The organism is Nocardia sp. JCM 34519.1 (assembly GCF_020361265.1).
Lineage (GTDB): Bacteria > Actinomycetota > Actinomycetes > Mycobacteriales > Mycobacteriaceae > Nocardia > Nocardia arthritidis_A.
The window spans coordinates 380511-406977 of record NZ_JAIRBR010000001.1 but is presented as its reverse complement, the minus strand read 5'-3'; the positions used below and the strand labels follow the sequence as shown (position 1 = coordinate 406977).

The 26467-nt window shown below is 68.7% G+C and carries 25 protein-coding genes; 12 read left to right on the top strand and 13 right to left on the bottom strand.

Annotated elements, in window-relative coordinates:
- Window positions 1–25 precede the first annotated feature (25 nt).
- From nirB to LGY53_RS01920, 4 genes are all read left to right on the top strand, one after another.
- Window positions 26–2551: a nitrite reductase large subunit NirB gene (nirB, locus tag LGY53_RS01935; protein ID WP_225724900.1), complete on the top strand. Its 2526-nt coding sequence runs from the start codon at window positions 26–28 to the stop codon at window positions 2549–2551.
- Between the two features lie 64 nt (window positions 2552–2615).
- A complete protein-coding gene (nirD, locus tag LGY53_RS01930) occupies window positions 2616–3014 on the top strand; it encodes a nitrite reductase small subunit NirD (protein WP_225724899.1) in 399 nt (132 codons plus the stop codon).
- Between the two features lie 3 nt (window positions 3015–3017).
- Window positions 3018–4256 (top strand): uroporphyrinogen-III synthase, encoded by a 1239-nt coding sequence (locus tag LGY53_RS01925; RefSeq protein ID WP_225724898.1) that lies wholly within the window; start codon window positions 3018–3020, stop codon window positions 4254–4256.
- Window positions 4253–4993: a sirohydrochlorin chelatase gene (locus tag LGY53_RS01920; RefSeq protein WP_374111113.1), complete on the top strand. Its 741-nt coding sequence runs from the start codon at window positions 4253–4255 to the stop codon at window positions 4991–4993. The genes LGY53_RS01925 and LGY53_RS01920 overlap by 4 nt, the downstream gene beginning before the upstream one ends.
- Window positions 4994–4999: 6 nt before the next feature.
- Here the strand turns inward: LGY53_RS01920 and LGY53_RS01915 are convergent, their stop codons facing one another.
- On the bottom strand, window positions 5000–6214 hold the full coding sequence (locus LGY53_RS01915) for an ROK family protein (protein ID WP_225724896.1): 1215 nt from the start codon (window positions 6212–6214) through the stop codon (window positions 5000–5002).
- Window positions 6215–6275: 61 nt separating this feature from the next.
- Between LGY53_RS01915 and LGY53_RS01910 the strand changes: the two genes are divergently transcribed.
- The gene (locus LGY53_RS01910) at window positions 6276–7868 is read left to right on the top strand and encodes an alpha-amylase family glycosyl hydrolase (protein ID WP_225724895.1); all 1593 of its coding nucleotides are present in this window, start codon (window positions 6276–6278) and stop codon (window positions 7866–7868) included.
- An 8-nt stretch (window positions 7869–7876) separates the two neighbouring features.
- Here LGY53_RS01910 and LGY53_RS01905 read toward each other — a convergent pair whose 3' ends face one another.
- On the bottom strand, window positions 7877–8539 hold the full coding sequence (locus LGY53_RS01905; protein WP_225724894.1) for a TetR/AcrR family transcriptional regulator: 663 nt from the start codon (window positions 8537–8539) through the stop codon (window positions 7877–7879).
- Window positions 8540–8628: 89 nt separating this feature from the next.
- On the opposite strand from LGY53_RS01905, the gene LGY53_RS01900 reads away from it, so the two are divergent.
- The 6 genes from LGY53_RS01900 to LGY53_RS01875 all read left to right on the top strand — a co-directional run bounded on the left by LGY53_RS01900 (window position 8629) and on the right by LGY53_RS01875 (window position 16922).
- Entirely contained in the window at window positions 8629–10095 is a 1467-nt protein-coding gene (locus tag LGY53_RS01900; RefSeq protein ID WP_225724893.1) for a DHA2 family efflux MFS transporter permease subunit, read from the top strand.
- A gap of 38 nt (window positions 10096–10133) precedes the next feature.
- Window positions 10134–10829 (top strand): SDR family oxidoreductase, encoded by a 696-nt coding sequence (locus LGY53_RS01895; protein WP_225724892.1) that lies wholly within the window; start codon window positions 10134–10136, stop codon window positions 10827–10829.
- 80 nt (window positions 10830–10909) lie between these two features.
- Window positions 10910–14860 carry a non-ribosomal peptide synthetase gene (locus tag LGY53_RS01890; RefSeq protein WP_225724891.1) on the top strand — a complete coding sequence of 1317 codons (3951 nt, stop codon included), beginning with the start codon at window positions 10910–10912 and terminating at the stop codon, window positions 14858–14860.
- Window positions 14860–15555 carry a DUF6875 domain-containing protein gene (locus LGY53_RS01885; protein ID WP_225724890.1) on the top strand — a complete coding sequence of 232 codons (696 nt, stop codon included), beginning with the start codon at window positions 14860–14862 and terminating at the stop codon, window positions 15553–15555. The genes LGY53_RS01890 and LGY53_RS01885 overlap by 1 nt, the downstream gene beginning before the upstream one ends.
- 22 nt (window positions 15556–15577) lie before the next feature.
- Window positions 15578–16552, top strand: a complete 975-nt coding sequence (locus LGY53_RS01880; RefSeq protein ID WP_374111127.1) for an alpha/beta hydrolase — start codon at window positions 15578–15580, stop codon at window positions 16550–16552.
- Between the two features lie 31 nt (window positions 16553–16583).
- Window positions 16584–16922, top strand: a complete 339-nt coding sequence (locus LGY53_RS01875) for a TfoX/Sxy family protein (RefSeq protein WP_225724888.1) — start codon at window positions 16584–16586, stop codon at window positions 16920–16922.
- 41 nt (window positions 16923–16963) lie between these two features.
- Here LGY53_RS01875 and LGY53_RS01870 read toward each other — a convergent pair whose 3' ends face one another.
- Complete coding sequence (locus LGY53_RS01870; RefSeq protein WP_167477455.1) at window positions 16964–17260, bottom strand: hypothetical protein; 297 nt, start codon at window positions 17258–17260, stop codon at window positions 16964–16966.
- Between the two features lie 226 nt (window positions 17261–17486).
- On the opposite strand from LGY53_RS01870, the gene LGY53_RS01865 reads away from it, so the two are divergent.
- Window positions 17487–17939 (top strand): VOC family protein, encoded by a 453-nt coding sequence (locus LGY53_RS01865; protein WP_225724887.1) that lies wholly within the window; start codon window positions 17487–17489, stop codon window positions 17937–17939.
- A 57-nt stretch (window positions 17940–17996) separates the two neighbouring features.
- Here the strand turns inward: LGY53_RS01865 and mtnC are convergent, their stop codons facing one another.
- The 10 genes from mtnC to LGY53_RS01815 all read right to left on the bottom strand — a co-directional run bounded on the left by mtnC (window position 17997) and on the right by LGY53_RS01815 (window position 26424).
- Window positions 17997–18680: an acireductone synthase gene (gene mtnC, locus LGY53_RS01860; RefSeq protein ID WP_225724886.1), complete on the bottom strand. Its 684-nt coding sequence runs from the start codon at window positions 18678–18680 to the stop codon at window positions 17997–17999.
- Window positions 18677–19252, bottom strand: coding sequence for an acireductone dioxygenase (locus LGY53_RS01855; RefSeq protein WP_225724885.1), 576 nt, complete (start codon window positions 19250–19252; stop codon window positions 18677–18679). Before LGY53_RS01855 ends, mtnC begins: the two co-directional genes overlap by 4 nt.
- Entirely contained in the window at window positions 19249–20895 is a 1647-nt protein-coding gene (mtnA, locus tag LGY53_RS01850) for an S-methyl-5-thioribose-1-phosphate isomerase (protein WP_225724884.1), read from the bottom strand. The genes LGY53_RS01855 and mtnA overlap by 4 nt, the downstream gene beginning before the upstream one ends.
- A gap of 97 nt (window positions 20896–20992) precedes the next feature.
- On the bottom strand, window positions 20993–21349 hold the full coding sequence (locus tag LGY53_RS01845; RefSeq protein WP_225724883.1) for a DUF1330 domain-containing protein: 357 nt from the start codon (window positions 21347–21349) through the stop codon (window positions 20993–20995).
- 230 nt (window positions 21350–21579) lie between these two features.
- Window positions 21580–21762: a hypothetical protein gene (locus LGY53_RS01840; protein WP_225724882.1), complete on the bottom strand. Its 183-nt coding sequence runs from the start codon at window positions 21760–21762 to the stop codon at window positions 21580–21582.
- Window positions 21763–21881: 119 nt separating this feature from the next.
- Window positions 21882–22640: a methyltransferase domain-containing protein gene (locus LGY53_RS01835; RefSeq protein ID WP_225724881.1), complete on the bottom strand. Its 759-nt coding sequence runs from the start codon at window positions 22638–22640 to the stop codon at window positions 21882–21884.
- Window positions 22641–22700: 60 nt separating this feature from the next.
- A complete protein-coding gene (locus LGY53_RS01830) occupies window positions 22701–24470 on the bottom strand; it encodes an NTP transferase domain-containing protein (RefSeq protein ID WP_225724880.1) in 1770 nt (589 codons plus the stop codon).
- A gap of 81 nt (window positions 24471–24551) precedes the next feature.
- Window positions 24552–25301: a VOC family protein gene (locus tag LGY53_RS01825; protein WP_225724879.1), complete on the bottom strand. Its 750-nt coding sequence runs from the start codon at window positions 25299–25301 to the stop codon at window positions 24552–24554.
- A 48-nt stretch (window positions 25302–25349) separates the two neighbouring features.
- Window positions 25350–25646 carry an MGMT family protein gene (locus tag LGY53_RS01820; RefSeq protein WP_225724878.1) on the bottom strand — a complete coding sequence of 99 codons (297 nt, stop codon included), beginning with the start codon at window positions 25644–25646 and terminating at the stop codon, window positions 25350–25352.
- Between the two features lie 4 nt (window positions 25647–25650).
- Window positions 25651–26424 carry an alpha/beta fold hydrolase gene (locus LGY53_RS01815; RefSeq protein WP_225724877.1) on the bottom strand — a complete coding sequence of 258 codons (774 nt, stop codon included), beginning with the start codon at window positions 26422–26424 and terminating at the stop codon, window positions 25651–25653.
- Window positions 26425–26467 lie beyond the last annotated feature (43 nt).

The window sequence follows — 26467 nt, the reverse complement described above, 5'->3', positions numbered from 1 at the left end:
TTTCGAACCACTGGAGGACTTACCGATGAACTCATCGCAGCGCAAGACCGTGGTCGTCGTCGGGCACGGCATGGTCGGGCACCGTTTCGTCGAGGCACTGCGCTCGCGCGACGAGGACGGCCGCTGGCAGGTGGTCGTGCTCAGCGAAGAGGCGCTGCCCGCTTACGACCGGGTCGGCCTGTCCTCCTACGTGGGCAGCTGGGACGCCGCCGCGCTGGCGCTGCCCGGCAACGAATACGCCGGTGATGAGCTGGTCGAGTTGCGGCTCGGTCAGCGCGCCGAAACCATCGACCGGGCGGCCCGCAAGGTGACCACCTCGGCCGGTGACACCATCGCCTACGACGCGCTGGTGCTGGCCACCGGGTCGTATCCGTTCGTGCCGCCGGTGCCGGGCCACGATCTGGCGCAATGCTTCGTCTACCGGACGCTGGAGGACCTCGACGGCATCCGGGCGGCGGCGGAGGCGGCCGGACCGGGTGCGGTCGGCGTCGTCGTCGGCGGCGGCCTGCTCGGGCTGGAGGCGGCGAACGCGCTGCGGCTACTCGGGCTGGTTCCGCACGTCGTCGAATACAACGACCGGCTGATGCCAGCACAGGTGGACGAGGGCGGCGGCGCGATCCTCGAACGGCTCGTCACCGATCTGGGCCTGCATGTGCACACCGGGGTCGGCACCTCGTCGATCGAATCGGAAGGCCAAGGGCGGCTCAAGGTTACGCTCTCCGACGAGTCGGTCATCGATGCGTCGCTGGTGGTGTTCTCCGCCGGTGTTCGCCCGCGCGATCAGCTGGCCCGCGACTGTGAATTGGAGCTCGGGCCGCGCGGCGGCGTCAGCACCGATCTCGGTTTGCAGACCTCGGACCCGAATATCTGGGCCGTCGGTGAATGCGCGGCGGTGGAGGGCGTCTGCTACGGCCTGGTGGCGCCCGGCTACACGACGGCGGAGATCGTCGCGGACCGATTGCTCGGCGGCGCGGGCGAATTCCCGGGCGCCGATATGTCGACCAAGCTGAAGCTGCTCGGCGTCGACGTGGCCAGCTTCGGTGACGCGCACGGCGTCACCGAGGGCGCGCTATCGGTGGTGCTGCACGATGCGGCCAAGGGCACCTACGCCAAGCTCGTCGTTTCCGATGACGCGCGAATCCTGTTGGGCGGCATACTCGTCGGCGATGCCACCGCCTACTCGGCGCTGCGTCCGCTGGTCGGCCGCCCGCTGCCCGCCGAACCGGCCGCGCTGATCTCGCCCGCGGGTGCGGAACTCGGCGCGGACGCACTACCGGACGACGCGCAGATCTGCTCCTGCAACAACGTGTCGAAAGGCGCCATCTGCGGGGCGATTTCGGACGGCGCCTGCGATATTCCGGCCATCAAGGGCTGCACCTCGGCCGGAACATCTTGTGGCGGTTGCGTTCCCATGCTCAAGAAGCTGTTGGAACAGTCCGGCGTCGAGTTGTCCAAGTCGCTGTGCGAGCACTTCACCCAGTCGCGAGCTGAGCTGTTCCAGATCGTCCAGGTGACCGGTATCCGGACCTTCTCCGGCCTTATCGCCAAGTACGGCAACGGAACCGGCTGCGATATCTGCAAGCCGACGGTGGCATCGATCCTGGCATCCACCTCCAGCGATCACATCCTCGACGGCGAACAGGCCGCGCTGCAGGACACCAACGACCACTTCCTGGCCAACCTGCAGAAGAACGGCACCTATTCGGTGGTGCCGCGGATGCCCGGTGGTGAGGTCACCCCAGAGCAGCTCATCGTGATCGGTGAGGTGGCAAAGGAATTCGGGCTCTACGTCAAGGTCACCGGCGGGCAGCGGATCGACCTGTTCGGCGCGCGGGTCGAGCAGCTGCCGCTGATCTGGCGCAGGCTGGTCGACGCGGGTATGGAATCCGGTCACGCGTACGGCAAATCGCTGCGGACGGTGAAGAGCTGCGTCGGCTCCACCTGGTGCCGCTACGGTCAGCAGGATTCGGTCGGCATGGCCGTGCTGCTCGAAAAGCGTTACCGCGGACTGCGTTCGCCGCACAAGCTGAAGTTGGCCGTCTCCGGCTGCGCACGCGAATGCGCCGAGGCGCGCGGCAAGGACGTCGGGGTGATCGCCACCGAACACGGCTGGAACCTGTATGTCGGCGGCAACGGCGGGCTCACGCCCAAGCACGCGGTGCTGCTGGCGGGCGACCTCGACGACGAGACGCTGATCAAATACATCGACCGCTACCTGATGTTCTACATCCGCACCGCCGACCGGCTGCAGCGCACCGCGCCGTGGCAGGAGGCGCTGGAGGGCGGGCTCGACTATCTGAAGCAGGTGATCTGCGAGGACAGCCTCGGCATCGCCGACGACCTGGAGGCGGCCATGGCCCAGCATGTCGCCGGCTACCGGGATGAATGGGCGGCGGTGCTCGACGACGAGGAGAAGCTGTCCCGGTTCGTATCCTTCGTCAACGCACCCGATGCGGTCGATCCGACCATCACCTTCGACGAAAGCGGCGAGCGCAAGGTGCCCGTGCTGCTGGGGATGCCCCCGATCCCTGTCGCTACGCAGGGGAAATGACAACTTAACCGTGCAGAAACAGGACGCCGGTACCAATGAGTATGGCGTTTGGAGGTAGACACCGATGACCGTGATCGATATTCCCGGCACCATGACGACGACCATCACCGGATGGACGCAGGCCTGCCGGCTCGACTACCTGATCCCTGGCCGCGGCGTCGCGGTGTTGCTGAAAGGTGGCCAGCAGGCCGCCCTATTCCTGTTGCCCGACGGCATGCTCTACGCGGTCGGCAATATCGACCCGATCGGGCGGGCCGCGGTGATGTCGCGCGGCATCGTCGGGGACCGGGGCGGTGTGCCGGTGGTCGCCTCGCCGCTGCTCAAGCAGGCGTACTCGCTGGTGGACGGGCACTGCCTGGACGATCCCGACGCCGCGCTGCCCGTGTACGCCGTGCGGGTGGTCGACGGCATCGTCGCGCTGTCGAACGAGCCGGTCGACGCCGCCCTGCCCGCGGACGGATGATCCATGGACACCGGATCGCGCGGCGAGCCGACGGGGATCGGTCCCTGTCTCGCCGGGTTCACCGTCGGCGTCACCGCCGCCCGCCGGGCCGATGAATTCGCCACGCTGCTCACCAGGCGCGGTGCGAATGTCGTTGCGGCCCCGGCTATTCGAATAATCCCGCTGGCCGATGACACCGAGCTGGAGCGGGTGACCATGCGGCTCATCGAGTCCCCGCCGCAGATCACCGTCGCCACCACCGGCATCGGCTTCCGCGGTTGGGTGGAGGCCGCCGAGGGCTGGGGGCTGGCCGAACAGCTGCACGACACCCTCGCCGCCGGACGGTTGCTGGCGCGCGGACCCAAGGCCACCGGTGCGATCCGCGCCGCCGACCTGCGCGAGGAATGGTCGCCCGCCTCGGAATCCTCGGCGGAGGTGCTGGATCACCTGCTCGCCGCCGGAGTCGAGGGTGTGCGGATCGCGGTCCAATTGCACGGCGCCACAACGGAATGGGAGCCGGTGCCGGACTTCTGCGAGGTATTGCGCTGCGCCGGAGCGGATGTCGTCCCGGTGCCGGTGTATCGCTGGACGCCACCGGTGGATTCGGGGCCGATGGACCATCTCATCGAGGCGGTCGTCACCGGCGGCCTCGACTGCGTCACCTTCACCAGTGCGCCCGCCGTGGCGTCGATGCTGATGCGCGCCAAGGAAACCGGGCTGCTGGATGGGCTGCTGCACGCGTTCCGCGGGCGGGTGCTCGCGGCCTGTGTCGGGCCGATCACCGCCGCGCCGCTGGAGGAATTGGGCGTCGCGACCTCGCAGCCGGCCCGGGCCAGGCTCGGGGCGCTGGCCAGGCATGTGGCCGAGGAACTGCCGAGGCGGGCCAACCGGATCCAGGCAGGCGGGCACGTCATCAGCGTGCGCGGTGCGTGCGTCGTCGTCGACGGTGCGGTGCGCCAGCTCGCGCCGGCGCCTATGGCGCTGATGCGCGCGCTGGTGCGGCAGCCGGGCCGGGTGGTCTCCCGCGAACAGCTGCTGGCCGCGCTGCCCGGCGGCGGTGACGACACCCATGCCGTCGAGACGGCGATCGCCAGGCTGCGCAGCGGGCTCGGCACCCCGAAAGCGATTCAGACGGTGGTGAAACGGGGCTATCGGCTGGCCATCGAGGCCGCGGAGGAGTGCGAGAGCCCACAGCCGTCCGGGCCCGGCGTCGGCACCCCGGTGCGCGCACCGCGCTACGTACAGGCGGTGGGCACGTGGTGAGCGCGCTGGTACTCGTCGCGCACGGCACCAGGAGCACCAAGGGAGTCGAGCTCATCGGCACGCTCGCCGAGGCGGTTTCGCGGGAGCTCGGTGCCGGGATTTCGGGGCCCGGCACCGAGTTTCGCGATCCCTGGGTGCGCACCGCGTTCGTCGACGTGCTCGGGCCGTCGCCATCGGAGGTGCTGCGCGATCTGGATCGGAAATCCGTTCCCGCCGTAGTGGTTCCGGCGTTCCTCGCATCCGGGTACCACGTCTACCAGGATGTGCCGCGCGAGGTCGCGGACAGCGGCCACCCGATGGTCGCGGTCACCCCGGCCATCGGACCGGATCCGGCACTGGCCCACGTCATGGCGATGCGGCTGCACGCCGCGGGCTGGCGGCCGGGCGACGCGGTGGTATTCGCCGCCGCCGGTTCCTCGGATCGCCGTGCCCGCCAAGACGTTCGCCGCGCGGCGGCCCTGCTCGCCGACCGCCTGCGCACCCCGATCACCGTCGGCTACATCGCCACCGGTGCCCCACATGTACCGGAAGTCGTATCCGCACTGCGCAATTCAGGCCACAAACGAGTCTTCATCGCCTCATACCTGTTGTCCCACGGCCTATTCCAGCAACGCCTACACGACGCGGGCGCCGACGGCGTCGCCGCCCCCATCGGCGTACACCCCGCCGTAATCCGCCTAATCGCCACCCGCTACCACACCGCCACCCGCGACTTGGTGCCAGTTTCCAACCGCTGACCAGTATCAAGCCCGTTGGGGTTGGTGGGCTGTGTTGAGGGTGCGTCTGGGGTCGGTGAGTAGGGGGTGCCAGGCCAGTTCGGCGGCGCCGAGGAGGGCGCTGTCGGGTAATTGTTCGGGGGCGATGGTGATTTCGTCGATGTCGACGAGGAAGGCGCGGGCGGCGAGTTGGTCGCGGACGGTGGCGGGGTCCAGTTCGTAGAGGGCGGCGAGGGTTCCGCCGAGCACTATGCGGTCGGTGTCGATGATGTTGGCCAGGCTGGCCAGTCCACTACCGAGGCGGGTGTTCAGTCGCCGGACGGCGGTGCGGGCGTGGGCGTCACCGGCGCGGGCGGCGGCGACCACTTCCGCTGCGGCGTCAGGAATTTCGCCGTCCGGGAGATCCGGGACCCCGGCGGCGCGCAACAGGGCGCGCTGGTCTGCCTCGACCTCGAGGCAGCCGGTGGATCCGCAGCGGCAGCGCGCACCGGCCGGATCGACGGTGATGTGCCCCGGCTCGATCGCGTATCCGTGTGCGCCGCTGAATAATTGGCCCCCGCTCACCAGCGCGCCACCGAGACCGACCCGGGTGGTCGTCAGGTACAGCAGTTGAGCGGCGGCCCGTCCGGCGCCGTGGCGGTGTTCGGCCCAGGCGGCGAGGTTCGCGTCGTTGCCGACCTCGATCGGCAGATCGGTGAGATGCGGCGGTAATTCGGCGCGCACCAGCCGCGCCAGCGGCACCGATCGCGGCCAGCCGAGGTGTGTCGCGGCCCGAACCTGCCCATCCGGCAGCCGGACCGGGCCGGGCACGGCGATGCCGAGTCCAAGCAGCGGCCGTATAGTCGGCGCCAATTCGACTACCAGACAGCATAATTCGCGCACCACATCGGCGACGTCGCGGCTCGGCAGGTCCCGGTCGACGCGTTCGAGGATCCGGCCGCCGAGCGCGACCCTGGCCGCGCTGACCGTGGCGGCGTGCAGCTGTATCGCGAGCACCACCGGTCCGGTGTCGGCGATCCGGATCCGGTGGGAGGGACGCCCGCCCTCGGACCGCTGGTGTTCGCGATCGACGCCGATCATGCCGAGCTGATCCAATTCGCGCAGCAGATAACCCGTCACGCTGCGGCCGCAACCGAGCCGTTCGGTCAGCTCGGCCCGAGTTGCACTGCCGCCCAACGTGTGTAGCGCGAGGAGCAGCTCGCCGATGCCGTTCTTCGCGGGTTCTTGTGCGGTGCGGGGCATATCCGTATCTTACTTTGTGCAGCTACTGTACAAACTAGAGCTTCATCCCAGAGGGACATTCATGATCGAGAACTCGGCCCCGGGGTCGCGTTGGTGGCGGCACGCGACGATCTACCAGATCTATGTGCGCAGCTTCGCCGACGGCGACGGTGACGGCATCGGCGACCTCAGCGGAATCCGCACCCGGCTGCCCTATTTGGCCGCCCTCGGTGTCGACGCGGTATGGCTCACACCGTTCTACGTTTCGCCGATGGCCGACGGCGGCTACGACGTCGCCGACCATCGCGCCGTCGATCCGCTCTTCGGCGGGCTGGACGATCTCGCCGCGCTGATCGCCGACGCGCATCGGCTCAGGCTGCGGGTCCTGATCGACCTGGTGCCCAATCACACCTCGGCGCAGCATATTTGGTTCGCCGAGGCGCTGGCCGCCGGGCCCGGTTCGCTGGCGCGCGAACGCTATCTGTTCCGCGACGGGCGCGGCACGGGCGGCGAACTGCCGCCCAACGACTGGGAATCTTTGTTCGGCGGCCCGGCCTGGACCAGGGTGCTCGACGGCCAGTGGTACCTGCACCTTTTCGACGCGCGGCAGCCGGATCTCAACTGGGACAACGCCGATGTGCTCACCGAATTCGACGAGATCCTGCGGTTCTGGCTGGATCGCGGCGTCGACGGATTCCGCATCGATGTCGCGCACGCGATGGTGAAGGCGGCCGGGCTGCCCGACGTCGGACACGGCGGGCAGTGGCGGTTGATGGGCGTTGCCGAGCTGCCCTACCTGGACCAAGACGGTGTGCACGAGATTCATCGGCGGTGGCGCAAGATCCTGGATTCCTATCCGGGGGAACGGATCGCGACCGCCGAGCTGTTCGCACCGAATGCCGCGCGGTTGGCGAACTATCTGCGTCCGGATGAACTGCACCAGGCCTTCAACTTCCACTATCTGCACACCGAATGGGATGCGGCGGAATTTCGTTCGGTGATCGACGCCTCGATCGACGCGGTATCCGGTGCGGGTGCGACGAGCACCTGGGTGCTGTCCAATCACGATGTCGTCCGGCACGTAACCCGTTACGGCGGAGGCGAATTGGGCACTCGCCGGGCGCGCGCCGCCGCACTGCTCACCTTGGCCCTACCCGGATCGGCATACCTCTATCAGGGTGAGGAACTCGGACTCGCCGAGGTGGCCGATCTGCCCGAGGAGGTGCTGGCCGACCCGATCTGGGAGCGATCCGGCCATACCGAGCGGGGCCGGGACGGCTGCCGAGTGCCCATCCCGTGGTCGGGCGCCGAACCGCCGTTCGGCTTCAGCCCGCAGGACGTCGCGCCCTGGCTGCCGCAGCCCGATCACTGGGCCGCGAGCACCGTCGAGGCGCAGTCCGGTACGCCGGGTTCGATGCTGGAGCTGTACCGCAGCGCCCTTGTGCTACGTCGAGAGTTGTTGTCCCACAGTGATTTTGCGTGGCAGCCCGGACCGGAAGGCGTGCTGGTCTTCGACCGCGGACCGTCCTTTCGCTGCACGGTGAACTTCACCGACGAGCCGGTGACCGTGCCGGTGCCCGGCGCACTCCTGCTCTCCAGCGCCGAGAAACTCGAAATTCACGGCGGCGCAGCGGAACTCGCCGCCAATAGCGCCGCATGGTGGGCCGTGGGCTGATCGGCGTCCTACTCGACAGGCTCGCCGCCCGGCCGAGAATCGACCGAGCCGTCGGCGATCCGGCGCATGAGCCCGCGCAACTGGGTGCGGTAGTAGTCCTCGAATTCCGGTGTGCCCGGCCGTATTCCGGTCATTCCGAGGATGGTGCCGGGCAGTACGGCGGGTGCCATCACGATGGCCGTCAGCACTATTCGGATGAATGCCGGGTCGAGTTCCGCCGCGATCTCGCCGCGCTCCTTGGCCCTGCGCAGGTTGGCCAGATCGGACCGGGCCTCCTCGGCGAGGTCGGATTCGGCGTCGGCGGCGGTCAGGCCGCGCCATGCGGTGAGCCGGGCCGCGCGCGGGTCGGCGAGCCCGGCGCGCAGGTATCGGTCGACCACCTCTTCGAGCGGTAGCGCCGGATCGGCGAAATCGGCCTCGCTCTCGCGCCAACCACGCTGAATTTCCCGGTACAGACCCTCTTTTCCGCCGAAGTAGTAGCCGATGAGCTGTTTGTTCAGGCCGGCCCGGTCCGCGATGTCCTGAATGCGCGCGCGGTCGAATCCCTTCTCGGAGAACTCATCCAACGCCGCGCTCAGCAGCGCCTGCCGGGAGCGTTCGGCGTCGCGTTTGCGCTCCTCGGCATTGGGGGAGCGGCGCGGTCCCTGCTTGGTACCGGATTCGGACGTCATGCGGCGATGATACCGCATCTACTGACCGGCGAGTTGGCTTAATCATCCCGTAGGTTGACACAATATTCCTATGGGATGACACTTCCGGGGTGACAATTTCGAACCTCTCCGAAGACGCCTCCGAACGGCCGGGGCTCACGCCGCGGGCGCGCAGGGCCGTCGTGGTCGTGCTGATCGGCGCGATCCTCGCCTTCCTCGATGCCACCGTCGTCAATGTCGCGCTGAAGTCGCTGTCCGGCACGCTGGGCAGTTCGCTCGACGCCATCCAATGGGTGGTCACCGTCTACCTGCTCGCCCAGGCCGCGGTCCTGCCGGTGACCGGTTGGGCCGTGCGGCGGATCGGCGCCAAACGGCTCTACCTGGTTTCCCTGCTGGTATTCGTCATCGCCTCGATCGCCTGCGGTCTGTCCGGCGGTGTCGGTGAGCTGATCGCCGCGCGGGTGTTCCAGGGGATCGGCGGCGGTGTCATGGTTCCCGCCGGCCAGATGATCCTGGTGACCGCCGCCGGTCCGCGGGGATTGGCGAGAGTTATGGCGGCCGTTGGGATTCCGATGGTGCTGACTCCCGTCGTCGGTCCGACGATCGGCGGTCTGCTGCTGGAGAACGTCGGCTGGCAGTGGATCTTCCTGATCAACGTGCCGCTGGGAGTGATCGGGCTGCTACTGGCCCTGCGGTTGCTGCCCGCCGACGAACGCGCCGAATCGGCCGGTCCGCTCGATGTTTTCGGGCTGGCGCTGGCCTCGCTCGGCATGGCCTGTCTGACTTACGCACTGGCCGAGGCCGGTTCGCTGGGGATCTCCGCGCCGCGGGTGCTTATCACAGCGGCGGTCGGCATAGTCGCGCTCGCGGCATTCGTGCTGCGCTCGCTGCGGGTGGCGCATCCGGTGCTCGATGTCCGGCTCTACCGGGATGCGCTGTTCAGTTCCGCCTCGGTTGCCACCTTCATTTTCGGCGCGGCCACCTTCGGTGCGATGGTGTTGCTGCCCTTGTATTTTCAGCTCGTCCGTCATCAGGATGCCGCGCATACCGGCATGATGCTCGCGCCGCAGGGCATCGGCGCCGCGGTGGCGATGGCGGTGTCGAGCCGTGTGTTCGACCGCATCGGCAGCCGAATCTGCGTGCTGGGCAGCGTAATCGGCATCGTTGCCACGCTGCCGTTCATGCTGATCACCGCCGATATGCCCTACTGGGTGCTCGCCGCGGCCATGGTGGTGCGCGGCGCCGGAATCGGATTGGCCGTGATGCCCGCGATGACGGTCGCGCTGGGCACCCTGCGTCCGGAGAAAATCAGCGATGCCACACCGCAACTCAACATCATGCAGCGGCTCGGCGGCTCGATCGGCACCGCCGTATTCGTCATCATCCTCGATAAAAGCCTGCGCGACAACGGAATTCAACCCGCCGATCAGGCCGCGGCTTTCGGTGCCACCTTCGCCTGGGTACTCGCCGCCGCCGTTCTGGCCACCCTGCCGACCATCGTCATGGCGGTGCTGGAGCGGCGAGCCAAACGCGCGGATTCGGGCGCAACGCTGGCGGGGGTCGTCGCGCCGGACTAAGGTCGAACATTAGGGTTCTAATGATAATTAGGAGAGAAATGGATCGGGTTGCGCTGATCACCGGCGGGTCGAGCGGCATCGGTGCGCAGACGACTCGAAAGCTGCTGGCGGCCGGGCATCGGGTGGCGGTTGTAGGACGCGATGCGGACCGGCTGGCCCGGTTCACCGCCGGGCTCGACGCGCCCGACGGGGTATTGGCGATCACCGGCGATGCCACCGATTACCCGGCGATGGCCGCGGCGGTGGACGAAACGGTGCGCCGATTCGGGCGGCTCGACTGCGTGATCGCCAGCGCCGGATTCTCCAGTCACGACACCATCGCCGACGCGGACCCGGACCGGCTGCGCGAGATGGTGCTGACGAATGTGCTCGGGCCCGCGCTGCTGGTCAAGGCCGCGCTACCCGCGCTGCGGGACAGTCGCGGACGGATCGTATTGCTGGGAAGCGTTGCGGGATTCCGGAATTCGCCGGGCAATATGTACTCGGTGACCAAATGGGCGGTGACCGCCCTGGCCGAGAACACCAGGCAGCTGGTGACCGGTGACGGCATCGGCGTCACGCTGATCGCGCCGGGCCCGGTGGACACGCCGTTCTTCGACCATCGACCCCAGGGCGCGCCGCCGTTGGCGCTGCGGCCGGAGAATATCGCCGACGCAGTAGCCTGGGCAATCGCCCAACCAGAGGGTGTCGATGTGAATACGATGGTGATCAGGCCCGTCGGTCTCGGCGGTTGATCCCGACGCGCACTTTCGGAATAACACCAGGTAGGCCGAGGATGCCGTAGTTTTAGCCGGGGGTATCCAGCCTGGGAGGTGTGTTGACGGCAGCCGACTGCGGCGTGACGCTGCATCCACTGTCGACGGCTCAGTTACGGTGGTGGGTTGCGCAGCAACTGTTTCCAGCGGTGCCGCTCACCGTGGCCATGTATCTGGAAATGCGTGGTCGCGTCGATATCGAGCTGACCAGACGGTGTGCCCGGCGCGCCGCGCGCGAACTGCAATCGCCGCATCTGCGGTTCCGGGTGGTGGACGGACAGCCGCGCCAGTATGTGGACACCGCCGCCGAACTGCCGGTCCGATTCGTAGAGCCGGACGGGCCGGATCCGGTCGCCGCGGCCCTCGCCGATATGGCCGACGACTACGGCGCGCCGCTCGATCCGCTGGCCGACGCGCTCACCGTCGCGACGGTGTACCGGATCGGGCCCGACCACCATCTGCTGTATCTGCGCAGCCACCACATCGTGCTCGACGGTGTCGGCGCGGCGGCGGTACTGCGGCGGATCGGTGAGCTGTACCGGGCCGCGGGTGGACTGCCCGAGCCGAAATGCGGTGCGCTGTCGGTGCCGGAGCTACTCGACTACGAACAGGCTTACCAGGGTTCGGCACGGTCCGCCGCGGACCGCGCGTACTGGCTGGAACAGGTTGCCGGACTTGGTGATCCGGTGAGCCTGGCCGGACAACCCGCGGCGCCGCAACCACATCCGCTGCAGGTGAGCGGGGTGCTGGACGAGACCGCCGCGCAGCGCCTTGCCGCCGCCAAGACCAGGCATAACGCCACCTTCCCCGAACTCACGGTCGCCGCCTTCGCCTGCTTCCTGGCCAGGATGACCGGCGCCGACGACATCGTGCTCAGCCTCCCGGTCACCGCTCGGCCGACCGCGGCGCTGCGGCGCTCGGCCGGATCGATCTCGAATGTGGTGCCGCTGCGGCTTTCCGGCGTCGGGACCGGCACGGTCGGCGCGGCGCTCGCTCAGGTCCGGTTGCGGGTCATCGGCGCGCTGCGCCATCAGCGCTACCGGTACGAGGACATTCAGCGCGACCGCGGTGAATTACAGCCGGTGCGCGGCGGATTCGGGCCGGTGGTGAACGTGCTCGGCTTCGTCGAACCGCTGCGGCTCGGCTCGGTACACGGTGCGGTGCACCTGCTTTCGCTCGGACCGGTGGAGGATTTGCTGGTCAACGGGTATCAGCTCGGCCCGGACGAGCGGCTGGCCCGAATCGACTTCCAGGCCAATCCGGCGCGCTACCACCGCGATACGCTCGCCTGGCAGCATCGGCTCTTCCTGGATTTCTTCGGCCGGTTCCTGGCGGCCGAAGCGGATTGTCCGGTAAGGGCATTGGATGAGCCGGTCGCGTATCCGCTTGCCCCGCACCACATCGGCCGTTTTCGTCTGCTGCCCGATCTCTTGCGCGCGGGCATGATGCCGGATGCTGTTGCGGTCCAGGATGGTTCGCGCACCATGACCTATCGGGAACTGGACCGGGCCTCGTCGCGGTGGGCGCGGGAACTCATCGCACACGGGGCCGGGCCGGGGGAGTGCGTCGTTGTCGCGGTGCCGCGCTCGCTGGAATCGGTGCTCGCGCTGTGGTCGGTGGCGAAGACGGGCGCGTGCTTCGTACCCATCGATCCGGCCGATCCGCCGCTGCGTTTCGGCGCGGTATTCACCGATTCCGGTGCCCGCCTCGGGATTACATCGGCCGCATTGCTGGGTGAGTTGCCTTACGGGTCGTCGCGTCTGCGGCCGATCGAGGTCGCCTGTGCCGTCACGGTGGATGGTGGTGCGAACGGCTCGGGCGTCGCCTGGTTGACCATCGACCAGCCCGCGCCCGATCGCTCCGGGGATCCGATCGAGGACGCGGATCGCCTGCGCCCACTGCACGCCGACCACCCGGCGTACCTGATCTACACCTCGGGGACCACCGGGAAACCCAAGGGCGTCACGGTGACCCACCGCGGGCTCGGCGCACTCACCGATTACCTGGTCGAGCACTATCGGTTGCATCCGGATTCGGTTGTGCTACATGCCCATTCGCCGTCGTTCGACGCGCACCTGCTCGAATTGCTCGGTGCGTTCGCGGCCGGTGCGCGGTTGGTGGTGGAACCGCCGAGGATTGTCGCTGGCCGCGAATTGGCCGGGCTGATCCGGGATTATGCGATCACCCACTTCCTCACCACACCCGCCGTGCTCGCGACGCTCGCCCCGGACGAGGTGCCGGGGTTGGCACTCGTCGTGGTCGGCGGCGAGGCCTGCCCCGCCGAGCTGGTACGGCGGTGGGCCCCGCACGTGCGGCTGTGCAATGGCTACGGTCCGACCGAAACCACCGTCATGGCAACGCAAACCGGCGCGATGACACCGGACGGACCGGTGACCATCGGCCCGGCCCTGCCCGGCGTGCGCACCATGCTGCTCGACCCGCGCCTGCGGCCGCCGCCGCTCGGGGGCCGCGGTGAGCTCTACATCGGTGGGCCCGGTGTCGCGCGAGGCTATCATCGCGCCCCGGCGCTCACCGCGGTCCGATTCGTCGCCGATCCGGCGGGCACCGGCGAACGCCTTTACCGCACCGGCGATCTCGTGGCCACCCGTGCCGACGGCGAATTCGACTTCCTCGGCCGCGCCGACGCGCAGGTCGCGGTGCGCGGGCGGCGGATCGAACTGGCCGAGGTGGAGGCGGCGTTGGCGGCGGGCCCGGAGATCGCGGCGGCGGCGGTCACGGTCGCCGACGCGGGTCGCCCCGAGGCCAGGCTCATCGGCTATGTGGTCGCGGCCGAAGGGTTTTCGTTCGAAGCGGCGGAAACGCTACGCCGGGTGCGGGGTGTGCTGCCCGCGGCATCGGTGCCCGCCGCGCTGGTCGAACTGGACCAGTTGCCGTTGTCGCCCAACGGAAAACTCGACCGCGCCGCCTTGCCCGCACCCGTGGTGCGGGCCCGCGTCTACCGGGCGCCCGAATCGGCGCTGGAGCGGCTGGTGGCCGAGCATTTCGCGCGGGCGACCGAGCAGCGGGCGGGCCTGGACGACGACTTCTTCGAGCTCGGCGGCAATTCACTGCTCGGCGTCGCGGTTTCGGCGGAGTTGGCCGCGGCGTCCGGCGTCCCGGTCACCGTGCGCTGGATCTACACCGCGCCGACCGTGCGGGCGCTCGCCGACCGGATCGCCACCTACGACGGCGTGGATTCCGCCGACGACGCGCTCGGCATACTTCTGCCCCTGCGGCGCAGCGGATTTCAGCCGCCGCTGTTCTGCGTGCACTCCGCCGTCCCGCTCGCCTGGTGTTACGCCGGGCTGGCCAGGCATATCACCGACCGGCCCGTGTACGGCCTACAGGCGCCCGCGCTGACCGGTCCGGTGCCCGCCGTCACCACCATCGACGATCTCGCGGATGCCTATGTGCGGGAAATGATTCGGGTGCAACCCGACGGGCCGTACCACCTGCTGGGCTGGTCGCTGGGCGGACAGATCGCACACGCCGTCGCGGTCCGGCTGCGTGCCATGGGCGCGTCGGTCGGATTGCTGGCGATGCTGGACAGCGTCGTGATCCCGGATGGCGCGGATCCGCCGCCCGCACCGCGCATGCGCGATCTGCTCACCCATCTACTGGGTGACGAGCCCGTCGACGCCGACGCGCTACCCGATCTCACCGCCGCCGAGGCGGCGGCCGAATTGGCCGCTGCCGGAGCGTCTTTCGGCACCGGCCTGACCGCGGATCAGCTGGCGCGGCTGCACCGCGGCTATGTGGACGGTGTCGGCCTCTCACACGGTTACCGGCCCGGCGTCTTCGACGGCGACCTGCTGTACTTCTCCGCGACGCGCGGTATGACCGAACTGCTCGACGCCAGGATCTGGCGGCCGTACGTCACCGGCGAACTGATCGAACACCGCGTGGACGCGACCCATGCCCAGCTCACCAACTCCGACGTGGTCGCCGTCATCGGACCGATTCTGGCCGCGCACCTCGCGCGTTCGGCCGCGCCGGTGAGGAGCGGATAGTGAACTCTCGCAACATGATTCCGAGCGTCGGCACCCGCACCGGGCTCGAATGGCGCGATATACGGGACCACGGGCATCCGGAGGTCGCCGGACTGACCGAGTGGATCGACGGCTATCTGACCCGCCCGCATCCCGATCTCGGCCGGGACGGTCCGGTGTGTCCTTTTGTGCGCCAATCGATCAAGCGGCATACGCTGTGGGCCGCCGTGGTGCCGGGCGGCGATGAGCTGACCGTGCCTCGGATGACCGACGCGGTGGACGACGCCATCGAGATCTACCGCGCCATGCGCTCGGCCGATCCGGATCCGCGGCTCTGCTCGCTCACGCTGTTTCCCGGCCTCACCCGGTTGCACCTCGTCGATTCGGTGCACGCCGCCCGGAAGTCCGGCGTCGTCGAACAGGGGCTGATGCTCGGCCAGTTCTATCCGGGCTGTGCCGTTCCCGGCCTGTGGAACAAGGACTTTCACCCCTTGGACGCGCCGGTGCCGATGCTGGTGATCCGGAAGATGATGAACACCGACTTCCCGTTCCTCGTCGGCCGCAGCGAATGGCTGTACGCGTACCTGTCCAGCATCGCGCCCGAGCTGCCGCGTAACCTGCGTCGCACCATCGCCGAACGAATGCGGGTCGACGGACCGGCGGCCGATGCGATCACCGATTTGCGGGTACACGCGCCAGGAGAACACGCCCGATGACCACCCGGAGGGAATCGTGAGAATACGCAGGCTGCTGCGCTGCTTGGTCCTGATCGTCTGCCTGGTGTGCCTTCCGGTCACCGGAGCCTCGGCCGATCAAGGGGATTCACGCATACTCGACGTACGGCCGTTGGGCGGCAGACAATTCGAGGTGGTGGTGTATTCGGCCGCGATGAATCGTCCGATCACCCTGTGGGTTTCGCATCCGGATGGGTCGGCGCCCGCGCTGTACCTGTTGAACGCGGTGGACGGCGGCGAGGACGGCGGTCCGTGGACCACCCGCACCGATGTGGTGAACTTCTTCGCCGACAAACCGGTCAACGTGATCGTGCCGATGGGCGGGCGGGCCAGTTTCTACACCGATTGGCTGCGCGACGATCCGGTGCTCGGCCGCAACCGGTGGGCCACCTTCCTCAGCAGGGAGCTGCCGCCGCTGCTGGATGCCCGCTTCCAGATGACCGGACGCAATGCCGTTGCGGGACTGTCGATGTCGGCCACCTCCGCACTCGATCTGGCGATCGGCGCGCCCGGACTCTACCGAGCTGTCGGGGCGTACAGCGGCTGCGCGCGCACCACCGATCCGCTGGCGCGCGCCCTGGTGTACACGCAGCTGGCCACCTTCGGCGCCGATGCGGGGAATATGTGGGGCGATCCGACCAATCCGGCGTGGGCCGAACATGATCCGACCCTGCATGCCGATCGGTTACGCGGTGTGGCCCTTTATATTTCGGCCGGAAACGGTGCGCCGGGCCCGCACGAGACGCTCACCGATCCCGGTATCGATGGCAATCCGGGGCGGCTGCTGGACCGGGTGGCGGTCGGCGGGGCGATGGAGACGGTGGTGGCCGCCTGCACCCGTCCGCTGATCGACCAGCTGGCCGCGCTCGGCATCCCGGCGACGGTGAACCTGCGTCCGGCGGGCACGCACGCCTGGTCCTACTGGCAGGACGACGTGCACCAGTCGTGGCCGATGTTCGCCGCCGCACTCGGGGTGTGAGCATGTCGGTACCCGGGTGGACAATGCGGGCGTGGCATACGACACAGAGCTGGCCGATCGGATCAGAGAGCTCATCGAGCCCGAACCCGATCTGACCGAGAAGAAGATGTTCGGTGGGCTGGCCTTCCTGGTCGGCGGCAATATGGCGGTGGCAGCCAACCGCGCGGGCGGCCTGCTGGTCCGGGTCGATCCCGAGGAGAGCGACGAGCTCACCGCCCGCGTCCACGTCGAAACGGCGGTCATGGGCGGCCGCACGATGAACGGCTGGCTGCGCGTCGACGCCGAGGTCGTCGGCACCGAGGAGGCGCTGCGCGAGTGGGTCGATCGCGGTGTCGACTACGCCAGGACCCTGCCGCCGAAAAAGAAGTAGCCGCGGCCATCCGTGGCCGCGGCTACTCAGGACGCGCTACTTCAGCGCGGCTGTTCGGTGCCCAGCGCGACGCCGTAGCCGGCGGCCGCACCGCCCGCAGCACCGACGGCGGCGCCGACCGGGCCCGCCATCGCGGATCCGGTGCCGGCGCCGATCAGCGCGCCGACGCCGGTGAAGTCGGTGCGGCGCTTGTCGAGCTCCGGGGTCTGGGCCGGGGCGATGTTGAGCGCCGGGCCCACCGCGTCGGTGACGGGATCCGCTGCGGCGGTACCCGAGCCGAGCGCGGCGGCCAGCGTGACGGCCGCGCCGCCGAGCACGATGGCGACAGACTTCCTCATATCCAAATCCTTCCCGTGAACAAACCGCCCCGAATCAAAGAAACTGGACGGTCGTTCGATTAGATCAGACCGGCCCGGCCGACCCCAGAATCACCGGCACCCGCCGGTCCGCCGGCACTACCACTACGGTCCGGCTGAAAATCTTCGCCGAGATATGTCGAAGCGGTGCACGCGGTTCCGACCAAGGGATGACAGCAAGTCAACCGAACGAACAAGGGAGCCACCAATGTCCGTCACCACATTCCTCTGGTTCGACAACCAGGCCGAGGAGGCCGCCACCCGCTACGCCGCGATCGTGCCCAACTCGCACGTCACCGGCATCACCCGCAACCCGGACGGTTCGGCGTTCGTCGTATCGCTCGAACTGGACGGCCACTCGGTCACCCTGTTGAACGGCGGCCCAGGCCATCCGTTCACCGACGCCGCCTCCATCCAGGTGACCGTCGATACCCAGGCCGAGGTCGACCGCCTGTGGGACGCCCTCGTCGAGGGTGGCGAACCCGGTCCCTGCGGCTGGCTCACCGACCGATACGGCGTCAGCTGGCAGGTGGTCCCGTCGGACCTCCCCAAATTGATGGAAGGCGACGATCCCACCAAAGCCGTCGCCGTCGCCACCGCCCTGCGCACAATGCGGAAGATCGAAATGCAGACCTTGCAGGACGCCTACGACCAGGCCTGAACCGTTGAACGACCCGTCCCGACGATCGGTGGCGGGTCGTTTTCGTGGGTTACCGAGCTAAGGCAGCGTCAGTTCGGCGAACGAGGCGATCCAACGGTGTGGTGGGCGCGGGGGATTCGGTTCGCCCGGGCGGTGCACACCGATGGCGGACCAGCCCGCGGTGGTGGCGGCATCGAGTTCGTCCGGGTGGTCGGAGAGGAACAGGATGTCCGCGGGTGCGGTACCGATGGCGCCCGCGATCTTCTCGTACGAGGCGGGCTCGCGTTTCGGACCCGCCGTCGACAGGTCGAAGTAGCCGCTGATGAGTGAGGCGAGTTCACCGCCGCGGGCGAAGCCGAACCAATCGCGCTGGTTGCGTTCGGATCCCGACGAGTACACGTACAGTCGCAGGCCTGCCGCATGCCAGGCGCGCAGCGCGGGCGGTGCGTCGGGGAAGAATTCGCCGTGCAGCGCACCGTTGCGGAAGCCCTCGGCGCAGATCATGCCCTGCGCGGCCTTCAACGGTTCGGCCTTCACATCGGAATCCAGCCAGCCGCGCAGGATTTCGGCCACCTCGGCCTCGTCCGCCGCGGGCCGCCCGGCCAGCTCACGCGTGCCCTCGACCACGGAAACCGCCGCGCCCCCGCGGTTTTCGGCCAGCCAGCGCGGAAGTCGCTGCCGGGTATAGCCGTACAGGTCCTCCCGCACCGAACTGGTCGGGCTGGTGGTGCCCTCGATATCGACGACGACCGCGGCGGTCACGGGGCGGTCAGCAATTCGTCGAGGGTGGGGAAGCTTTCACTGATCCGGTCCCCGCTGAAATCACCGATCCAGCCGTCCTCCTCCTCGAAGAACCGGATGGCGATGAAATCGGGCCTGGTGCCCATATCGAACCAGTGCAGCGTGCCCGCGGGCACCGAGAGCAGATCGCCCGCCTCGCACACGGTGGCCAGCACCTCCTCGCCCAGGTGCAGGTAGAAGCAGCCGCGTCCGGCGGCGAAGAACCGCACCTCGTCCTCGGCGTGCCGGTGCTCGTTCAGGAATTTCTCCCGCGCGCCCTTGGCGATCTGCGGCCACTCCGGATTGCCGTCGTCGGGGTGGATGCGCGCGATATCGATGTGCTTGTAGCGGCCGTCGGCGTTGAGCTCGCCGACCTCGTCGCGGTAGCGGGCCAGCAGCTCGTCCGAGGCGATCGCCGCGGCGTCGTCCAGCACCGGCCAGTGGCCGTAAGTGACGCCGTACTTTGCCAATTCGGCGCCGATCACCGCGTCGTCGGTGGTCCGTACCCGCACCTCGGCCGCATTGTCGGCGGCCATCACCTGCAGCAGGGTCATGTCAGTCCAATCTCGAGAATCTCGTTGCGCGTCGCGAACGCGTGGCGGCGACCGGTGCGGGCGACCAGCTCGCACAGCGCCTCCAGGCATTCGGCGCGGTCGCGTGCCTGCGACAGATTGTCCCCCCACGCGGTGATGCCGTGTCCGGCGATCCCGAGAACCGGTGGCGCGGTGGGGTTTTCGGTCAGGTAGCGCTCGATGTCGGCGCCGATGCGCGCGACGTCGGGCCAGTTCGGGAAGATCGGGATATCGATCAGCGCCGGATCTTGTCCGCCGAGCCCCTTGATCAGCTCGAAATCGGTGACGCGCAGGGTGGTCGACGCGTCCGGCGCACCGTTCAACGTGAAAAGCGTTGTGGCATAGGGCGGATGGATGTGCACGACGGCCGCGGCGGGCCTGGTCCGGTACACCGCGGCGTGAATCGTGGTCTCCGCCGATGGTTTACGACGCTGCGACCCGACCGGGGTGGAGTCGCCGACGTGCACGGTGACCATATCGGCGGCGGTCAGCTCGCCCTTGGACAGCCCGCTGCCCGTGATCACCGCATGATCGCCGGACCGCACCGAGATATTGCCCGCGGTGCCCGGCATCCAGCCCCGCGCATACAGTTCGCGGGCGATGCCGGCGATCTCGTCGCCCGGCGCGTCCTCGTTCGAGTAGACGATGCCGTGCTCGGTGACGACGGCCGTCACCAGCTCGCCGGGCGTCACGTCGAATGCCGGATTGAAAACCCTGGTGTTCGCGGGAGCCGTTGCGACACCGCCGAATCCGGTGACCTCCTCGGCGGCCCGCTGCTCCACCACGATATCCGCGCCGGTCGCCATCGTTGTGTCCCTTGTGGATTCGGGCGCGACGACGATGAACGGAATTCCGTGGTGCCGCGCGGCAAGGGCCAGCGCGTATGTGCCGATCTTGTTGGCGACGTCGCCGTTGGCGGTGATGCGGTCCGCGCCGACGATCACGCAGTCGACCTGTCCGGTGGCCATCGCCCATGCCGCCGCGGAATCGATGGTGAGCCGGTGCGGAATTCCGGCCTCGGCCAGCTCCCATGCGGTGAGCCGCGCACCCTGCAGCAGCGGGCGGGTCTCGTCGACCAGGACATCCTCGATGGCGCCGCGCTCGGCGAGCACCCGCAGCGCGCCGATGGCGGTGCCGAAGGCGCTGGTGGCCAGGCGGCCGGTATTGCAGTGGGTGAGTATGCGCAGCGGCCGGTCCGGGCACAGCCGCAGCACCAGATCTGCGGCGTGGGTCGCGGCGGCCCGGTTCACCCGGCTGTCCTGGGCGACCATGGCCAGTGTTTCGGCGAGCACCGCGTCGGCGCCCCCGGCCACCCGCTCGACGACGCGGCGCACCGCCCAGGCCAGGTTGACGGCGGTGGGGCGGGCGTCGGCGATGCGCTCGGCCTCGGCCCGGACCCGCGGCACGTCGACGACACCCGCCGCGGTGTGCGCGCGGGTGGCGATGACGACGCCGAACGCGCCCGCGATGCCGATGGCGGGCGCGCCGCGGATGGCCAGCGCCCGGATGGCGTCGATGATCTCGTCGACGGTGCCGAGGCGCAGCTCGCGCACCTCATGCGGCAGTCCGCGCTGGTCGATGGTGACCAGCGCACCGTCGTCCCAGGTCAGAGAGCTGTCGTCCATCAGGTGCATCCTTCGTCGCGAACCGCATACCGCCTGGTGAACGGTATCCGACGCCGGTCGGCGGCCGAAATCCGCCTCGACGGCCCATCCGCCGCGGTCAGCTCGCCGCGCGATATCCGGGTTCGGCGCGTAGCTGGGCGGCCCGCCGGGCCGGGTCGTAGTCCGGTCCGACACCATCGATCAGCAGCAGGTCGCCGTCGATGTGGTCGGTGCGCAGCCGCAGGATGGCCTGGTACTCGGGCGAGCGATACCAGGCCCGCGCCTGGTCCAAGGTCGGAAAGGCGATCAACACCATCGATCCGGGCCAATCGCCCTCCACCACCTCGACGGGTGTGCCGTGGATGACGAATTCGCCCGCGAACGGGTCGAGGGTCGCCTGGATGCGTTCCAGATACTCGATGATGTCCGGATGCGGGCGTCGGCTGCGCAGATGGGCGAATCCGTAGGCGGTCATGCGGCACTCCTTTGTTCGGGTTAGCCGAACATAGGTCGGGTGCCGAGGCCGGGCAATTACCCCCGAGGTAATGGCGGATCCGTCCACGCATGTATCCAGTCAAGGCCCGCTGGTACGGCTCCGCAAGGGTTCGGCGCACGGCGCGTGGAAGGTGCGGCGCCGCAGCATCATTGACACAGCAGCGCCGCCGGTCCTGTCGGTAGGACCGGCGGCGCGTTATGAGACTTCGATCAGTGCTGGCCGGGGCGCTGCGCCTGGTTCGGGTTGTTGCCCATCCGGCTGTCCCGCTGGCTGTCGGCATTCGAGCCGGCACGGTTCATGCCCTGCTGCTCCTGGCGCTGCTGCTGTTGCTGCTGCTGGCGCTGCATCTGCTTGGGCATTTTCTTAGGCGTTTTCTTCGACTTTTCAGTCATCTCCACACGGTCCTTTCCGGGGATTAGGTTTTCGCCTAGATCATCACAATAGCTACCCCGCATCAATCGTGGAAGGGAAAAGTGAAAATGTGGCGTGACGGGGCCGGTGTGGCGTGTCGTCAGGGTTTACGGGCCTCGATCAAGAATCGGCTGGAATGGGCGAGAAAAGATCCGTTGGCCGTGATTTCCGAATGCATCTTGCGCAAGGTATCGGCATATCGATCGACATCGAAGTCCGGCACCATCCACGGCACCTTGCGCAGGAAGTACACCACCGCGCCGATATCGAAGAACTCGACCCGGAGCCGCTCCGGCCGCAACTCGACTATTTCCAGTCCGGCGGCTTCCGCGGCGGCGCGCTCGTCGTCGGGGTGGCGGGCGCGCCGGACTTCCGGCGGCTGTGGTCCGGTGAAATACTCGACCAGTTCGAAAACGCTGGCCGGGCCGACATGTTGGGCGAGGTAGGTGCCGGAAGGCCGCAATACCCTGGCGATTTCCGTCCACCACGGCCGCACCGGATGCCTGCTGACCACCAGATCGAACGCATTGTCGCCGAATGGAAGTGGCGGTTCCGCGGAATTCGCGACAACTACCACTCCGAGCGGATGCAGCAATTGGGTGGCCTTCACGATATTCGGCGGCCAGGATTCGGTGGCCGCCATCAGGCGCGGGAATTCACCGGCCCCGGCCAGCACCTCGCCGCCGCCGGTCTGGATATCCAGCGCCGCATCGACTTTCGCGAGCCGCGCGCTCATCAGCCGTTGATATCCCCAGGATGGTCGCTGCTCGGTGGCCCGGCCGTCGAGCCAGCCGAAATCCCAGCCTTCCACCGGGGCGGCCGCGGCCTCGGCGACCAATTCTTCGAATTCTCGGGACATGTCGCGGATTATTGCCCGACAATTCCCGCCGCGCAACGGAATTTCTCGCCCGGCCGTGAGTTACGGCCGCAGCGGCAGGAATTCGACCGGATCGCCGTCGCGGGCGCCGGCGGGCACCACGACGAGCCCGTCGCGATCGATGAGCCCGCCGAGGTGGGCGGTGCGGATGCTCGGGTCGCCGAGCCAGCCGCCCTGTGGCGCGATCCTGGCGGGCACGATGCGGGGCACCGGCCCGGCGATTGCGCCCGCATTGTGCAGCGGGCCGGTCTGCGCACGGCCCGGGCGCCTGCCGGTCAGCCCGTCCACCACCGATGGCGCGAGCGCGGTGAGGGTGGCTATCGCCGCGAACGGGTTGCCCGGCAGCCCGAGCACCACCGTTCCGGAGCCGAGCTCGGCGACCAAAGTCGAACCACCTGGCCGTAAGCGCAGGCGGTGCACCAGGATTCGCGCCTGCGCTCGGGCGACCGCCTCGCGCAGCTGGTCCGCCGCTCCGCCGCCGGTCGCGCCGACGACGATCAGCAGATCGCAATCCGTTGTCGCGCCGAGCACCTCGTCGAAGCCGTTCGGGGTGTCCCGCAGATGGGTGCGATCGACGGTCCGAATGCCGTACCAGGACAACAGATCCGGCAGAATCGGGCCGATCGAGTCGCGGGTCTGCCCGGTGTGCAGTGGGCCGTCGCCGCGGATCTCGTCGCCGGTCATGACGATACGCGCCCGCACCGGGCCGCGCACACCGGCCTCGGTGACCTCGACACTGGCCGCCGCCGAGATCAACGCATCGCCGACCGAGGTGCCCTCCGGCGCAACGAGATCGCCGGGATTGCGGTCCTCGCCCCTGCGGCGGATATCGTCGCGAACGGGGGTGCCCGGCAGCCGGTGCAGTGTCTCGGCCTCGATGCGGACGAATTCATCGCGCAGCACGGCGGTGGTCCCGTCCGGCACATGGGCGCCGGTCGCGATCCGCACCGCCTCGCCGGGTAGCAGCCCCACCGGCCGCTGCCCGCCCGCGAATCCGATATCGCGGCGCAGCCGCCACGGACCGTCCCCGGCGACGGCATATCCGTCCATGGCCGAAACATCGAAGCGCGGAAGAGGTCCGGCGGCACGCAGCGGTTCGGCCAGTGCGGCGCCGCGCACCGAACGCAGCTCCGCGCGGTAGGCCACCAGATGAGAGATTCGGGTGCGCAGGATATTTCGCGCCTCGTCGAGCGAAAGCGCGGCCCGCCCAACGGTAGTCGGATCGGCGACGGTGACCGGATCGCCCGCCCGCGTCCTGGCCTGCCGCACCGCCTCCTCGGTATCGCAATCGGCGATTCCGGGTACCGGCACCAGCACCGTATCCGCGGGCACCAGCGCCTTCATCGGCTGATTGGTCAGCGAATCCAATTGCTCCAGCGCCTTTTTCAGCGCCGCGCGACGCCAGACCCCGACCAGGTACTGTGGGCGGCCCGACTCGTCCTCGGCGAATACCGCGGCCGCACCGGACTCCACCGTGTGCCGGATCAGTTCGGCCACCGTCGATTCCGTCAGGAACGGCAGATCGGCGGCCAGCACCACCAACAGCGGCGCGGCCGTATCGCCGAGCGCGCGCACCCCGGCACCCAGCGCGGCCACCGGACCCGATCCGGGCGGCACCTCCCGCACCTGCCGGATCGCCGGATCCAATTCCGGCCGGTGCGGGCCGACGACGACGGTGTGCTCGCAGCCCGCGACGGCACGCAGCGCCGCGTCGAGCATGGACCGCCCGCCGATGACGATCGCGGGTTTGTCCACCCCGCCCATCCGGCTGGCGCGCCCACCGGCGAGCACAATGGCATCGGCGGCCGTCACCGGCCACGACCTGGGTTGCGCATGGCCGAAATGCTATGCCCGGCCGTCCCGATGGCTGGGGCCGGTCCGTCACCCGGCCCCTCAGACGGTCGAACGATCGGGAGCTGGTCGCAGCACGCAGAACTCGTTGGTTTCCGGATCGGTGAGCGCGAGGCCCGGCGCGGCGCCATTGTGCACCGGCATCACCTGAGTGGCGCCCGCCGCACACAATCGAAGCAGTTCGGCGGCCGGATCGTCGGCCGGGAACGCGGCGAGATCCAGGTGCAGGCGGTTACGTTCACACTTCTCGTCGGGGGTGCGCACGAACTCCAGCCAGGAGCCGAGCCCGGTGGCCGAGCGCAGCCCGGCCGCCTGCGCGCCGCCGTGCGTCATCGGCCAACCCGATGCGGTGGACCAGAATTCGGCAAGCCGCACCGGATCGCGGGTATCCACCACGATGGCCGCCACCGCACCGGTGTCCACATATTCCTCGCGCGGTTCCAGCACACAGAATTCGTTGCCCTCCGGATCGGCGAGCACCACCCACGGCACCGAACCCTGTCCGATATCGATGCGCCGGGCGCCCAATGCGAGCGCCCGATCCACCTGCACCCGCTGATGGTCGATCGACCGGCTGGCCAGATCGAGGTGGATGCGGTTCTTGCCGTTCTTGGTTCGCCGCGTCGGCAGGAAGGTGAGGGCCAGATCGAGGCCGTCCGGATCGGGCGCGGCCACGTCCACCTGATCCGACCGGTCCACCGTCACGGACCAGCCGAGCAGTTCGGACCAGAAGTCCGCGACGAACCGCGGGCGGTCCGCATCGAATACGACGCACGCCAGCCGGGTGGACATGACTCAACCGTAACCGCGGTTGTGCTGGTCTGTTACGAATTCGTCGGATCAGTGGAACGGAAAACGCACGGCGCGCAAGTCCACTCGGCCGTCGCGGATCGGCACGCCCTCCTCGGCGAGTCGGCGCAGCTGCCGTTCGGCCAGGTGATGCGCGGGTTTTCCACTCGCGCCGAGCACCCGGTGCCACGGCAGATCCGCGGAATCGGTGCGCATGATCCAGCCGACCGTGCGCGGCGTCGACAGTCCGGCGGCCGCCGCGATATCCCCGTAGGTGGCGACCCGGCCGCGCGGAATCGATGCGACGAGTTCCCGCACCCGCTCGACCTCGGCGTCGGTGGTGGCCATGACGTCAGAGCACCGCGCGGATCAGCGCCGCGACCTCATCCGGGCGGGCCTGCGCGACCATATGATCACAATCCCATTCGTGCACCGTCAGATTGTCGCCCAGCCGGGCGGCGAGCGCGGCCCGGAATTCCGGGGTGACGAACGGCGGGCGCACCTTCATCGCCTGCACCAGCACCGTCGGCAATTCGGTTGGCGGAAGCACGAATTCGCGGGCCAGCTGACCCCAGTAGGCGTTGATCGCCGCATTGTTGATCCGCCAGCCGACCCGGCCGTTCGCGGTGGGAATCAGATGTTCGGTGAGCTCGGCGTCGAGTACGCGCGGATCCACCTCGCCCCAGCCGCTGGCCTGTTTGTCCATCCTGGCCTCCGCCACATCGGTGTAGTCGGGGGAGGCGAGCGAGGCCAGCGCTATCTCGTTGAGCCAGACCGGATCCAGCCCGATCGCCGGATCGAGCAGCACCAGCCGCCGCACCGACTCCGGATAACGCTGGAGCAGATGTAATCCGACCGCACCGCCGAACGAATGGCCGACCAGGACCACCGGCGCAGCGATCTCCGCGGTGAACAGCTCGACCAGGTCCGCGACGATCGTTTCGAAATCCCATGGCGGCAGCGGTGTCGATCGACCGTGCCCGCGCAGATCGGGTGCGATGACGCGGACGCCGGGCAGCCGCTCGGCGACCTGCTCCCAGCGTTTGCCGTGCCCGGTCACCCCGTGCAGGGCGAGCACCTGGGGTGCGCCCGCGGGACCGAAGCGGTGGATGTTCAGCGATGACACCGGCCCATTTTGCCGTGTGACGAAACTCGCGCGCCGGTGGCGT

Excerpts from the sequence above, each read along its gene's own strand:
- LGY53_RS01835 (WP_225724881.1), bottom strand. The coding sequence starts at position 22,640 with ATGTCCCGAGAATTCGAAGAATTGGTCGCCGAGGCCGCGGCCGCCCCG.
- nirB (WP_225724900.1), top strand. The coding sequence starts at position 26 with ATGAACTCATCGCAGCGCAAGACCGTGGTCGTCGTCGGGCACGGCATG.
- LGY53_RS01825 (WP_225724879.1), bottom strand. The coding sequence starts at position 25,301 with ATGTCCACCCGGCTGGCGTGCGTCGTATTCGATGCGGACCGCCCGCGG.
- LGY53_RS01840 (WP_225724882.1), bottom strand. The coding sequence starts at position 21,762 with ATGACTGAAAAGTCGAAGAAAACGCCTAAGAAAATGCCCAAGCAGATG.
- LGY53_RS01865 (WP_225724887.1), top strand. The coding sequence starts at position 17,487 with ATGTCCGTCACCACATTCCTCTGGTTCGACAACCAGGCCGAGGAGGCC.
- LGY53_RS01870 (WP_167477455.1), bottom strand. The coding sequence starts at position 17,260 with ATGAGGAAGTCTGTCGCCATCGTGCTCGGCGGCGCGGCCGTCACGCTG.
- LGY53_RS01845 (WP_225724883.1), bottom strand. The coding sequence starts at position 21,349 with ATGACCGCCTACGGATTCGCCCATCTGCGCAGCCGACGCCCGCATCCG.
- LGY53_RS01905 (WP_225724894.1), bottom strand. The coding sequence starts at position 8,539 with ATGACGTCCGAATCCGGTACCAAGCAGGGACCGCGCCGCTCCCCCAAT.
- mtnA (WP_225724884.1), bottom strand. The coding sequence starts at position 20,895 with ATGGACGACAGCTCTCTGACCTGGGACGACGGTGCGCTGGTCACCATC.
- LGY53_RS01910 (WP_225724895.1), top strand. The coding sequence starts at position 6,276 with ATGATCGAGAACTCGGCCCCGGGGTCGCGTTGGTGGCGGCACGCGACG.
- LGY53_RS01915 (WP_225724896.1), bottom strand. The coding sequence starts at position 6,214 with ATGCCCCGCACCGCACAAGAACCCGCGAAGAACGGCATCGGCGAGCTG.
- LGY53_RS01855 (WP_225724885.1), bottom strand. The coding sequence starts at position 19,252 with ATGACCCTGCTGCAGGTGATGGCCGCCGACAATGCGGCCGAGGTGCGG.
- nirD (WP_225724899.1), top strand. The coding sequence starts at position 2,616 with ATGACCGTGATCGATATTCCCGGCACCATGACGACGACCATCACCGGA.
- LGY53_RS01925 (WP_225724898.1), top strand. The coding sequence starts at position 3,018 with ATGGACACCGGATCGCGCGGCGAGCCGACGGGGATCGGTCCCTGTCTC.
- LGY53_RS01895 (WP_225724892.1), top strand. The coding sequence starts at position 10,134 with ATGGATCGGGTTGCGCTGATCACCGGCGGGTCGAGCGGCATCGGTGCG.
- LGY53_RS01820 (WP_225724878.1), bottom strand. The coding sequence starts at position 25,646 with ATGGCCACCACCGACGCCGAGGTCGAGCGGGTGCGGGAACTCGTCGCA.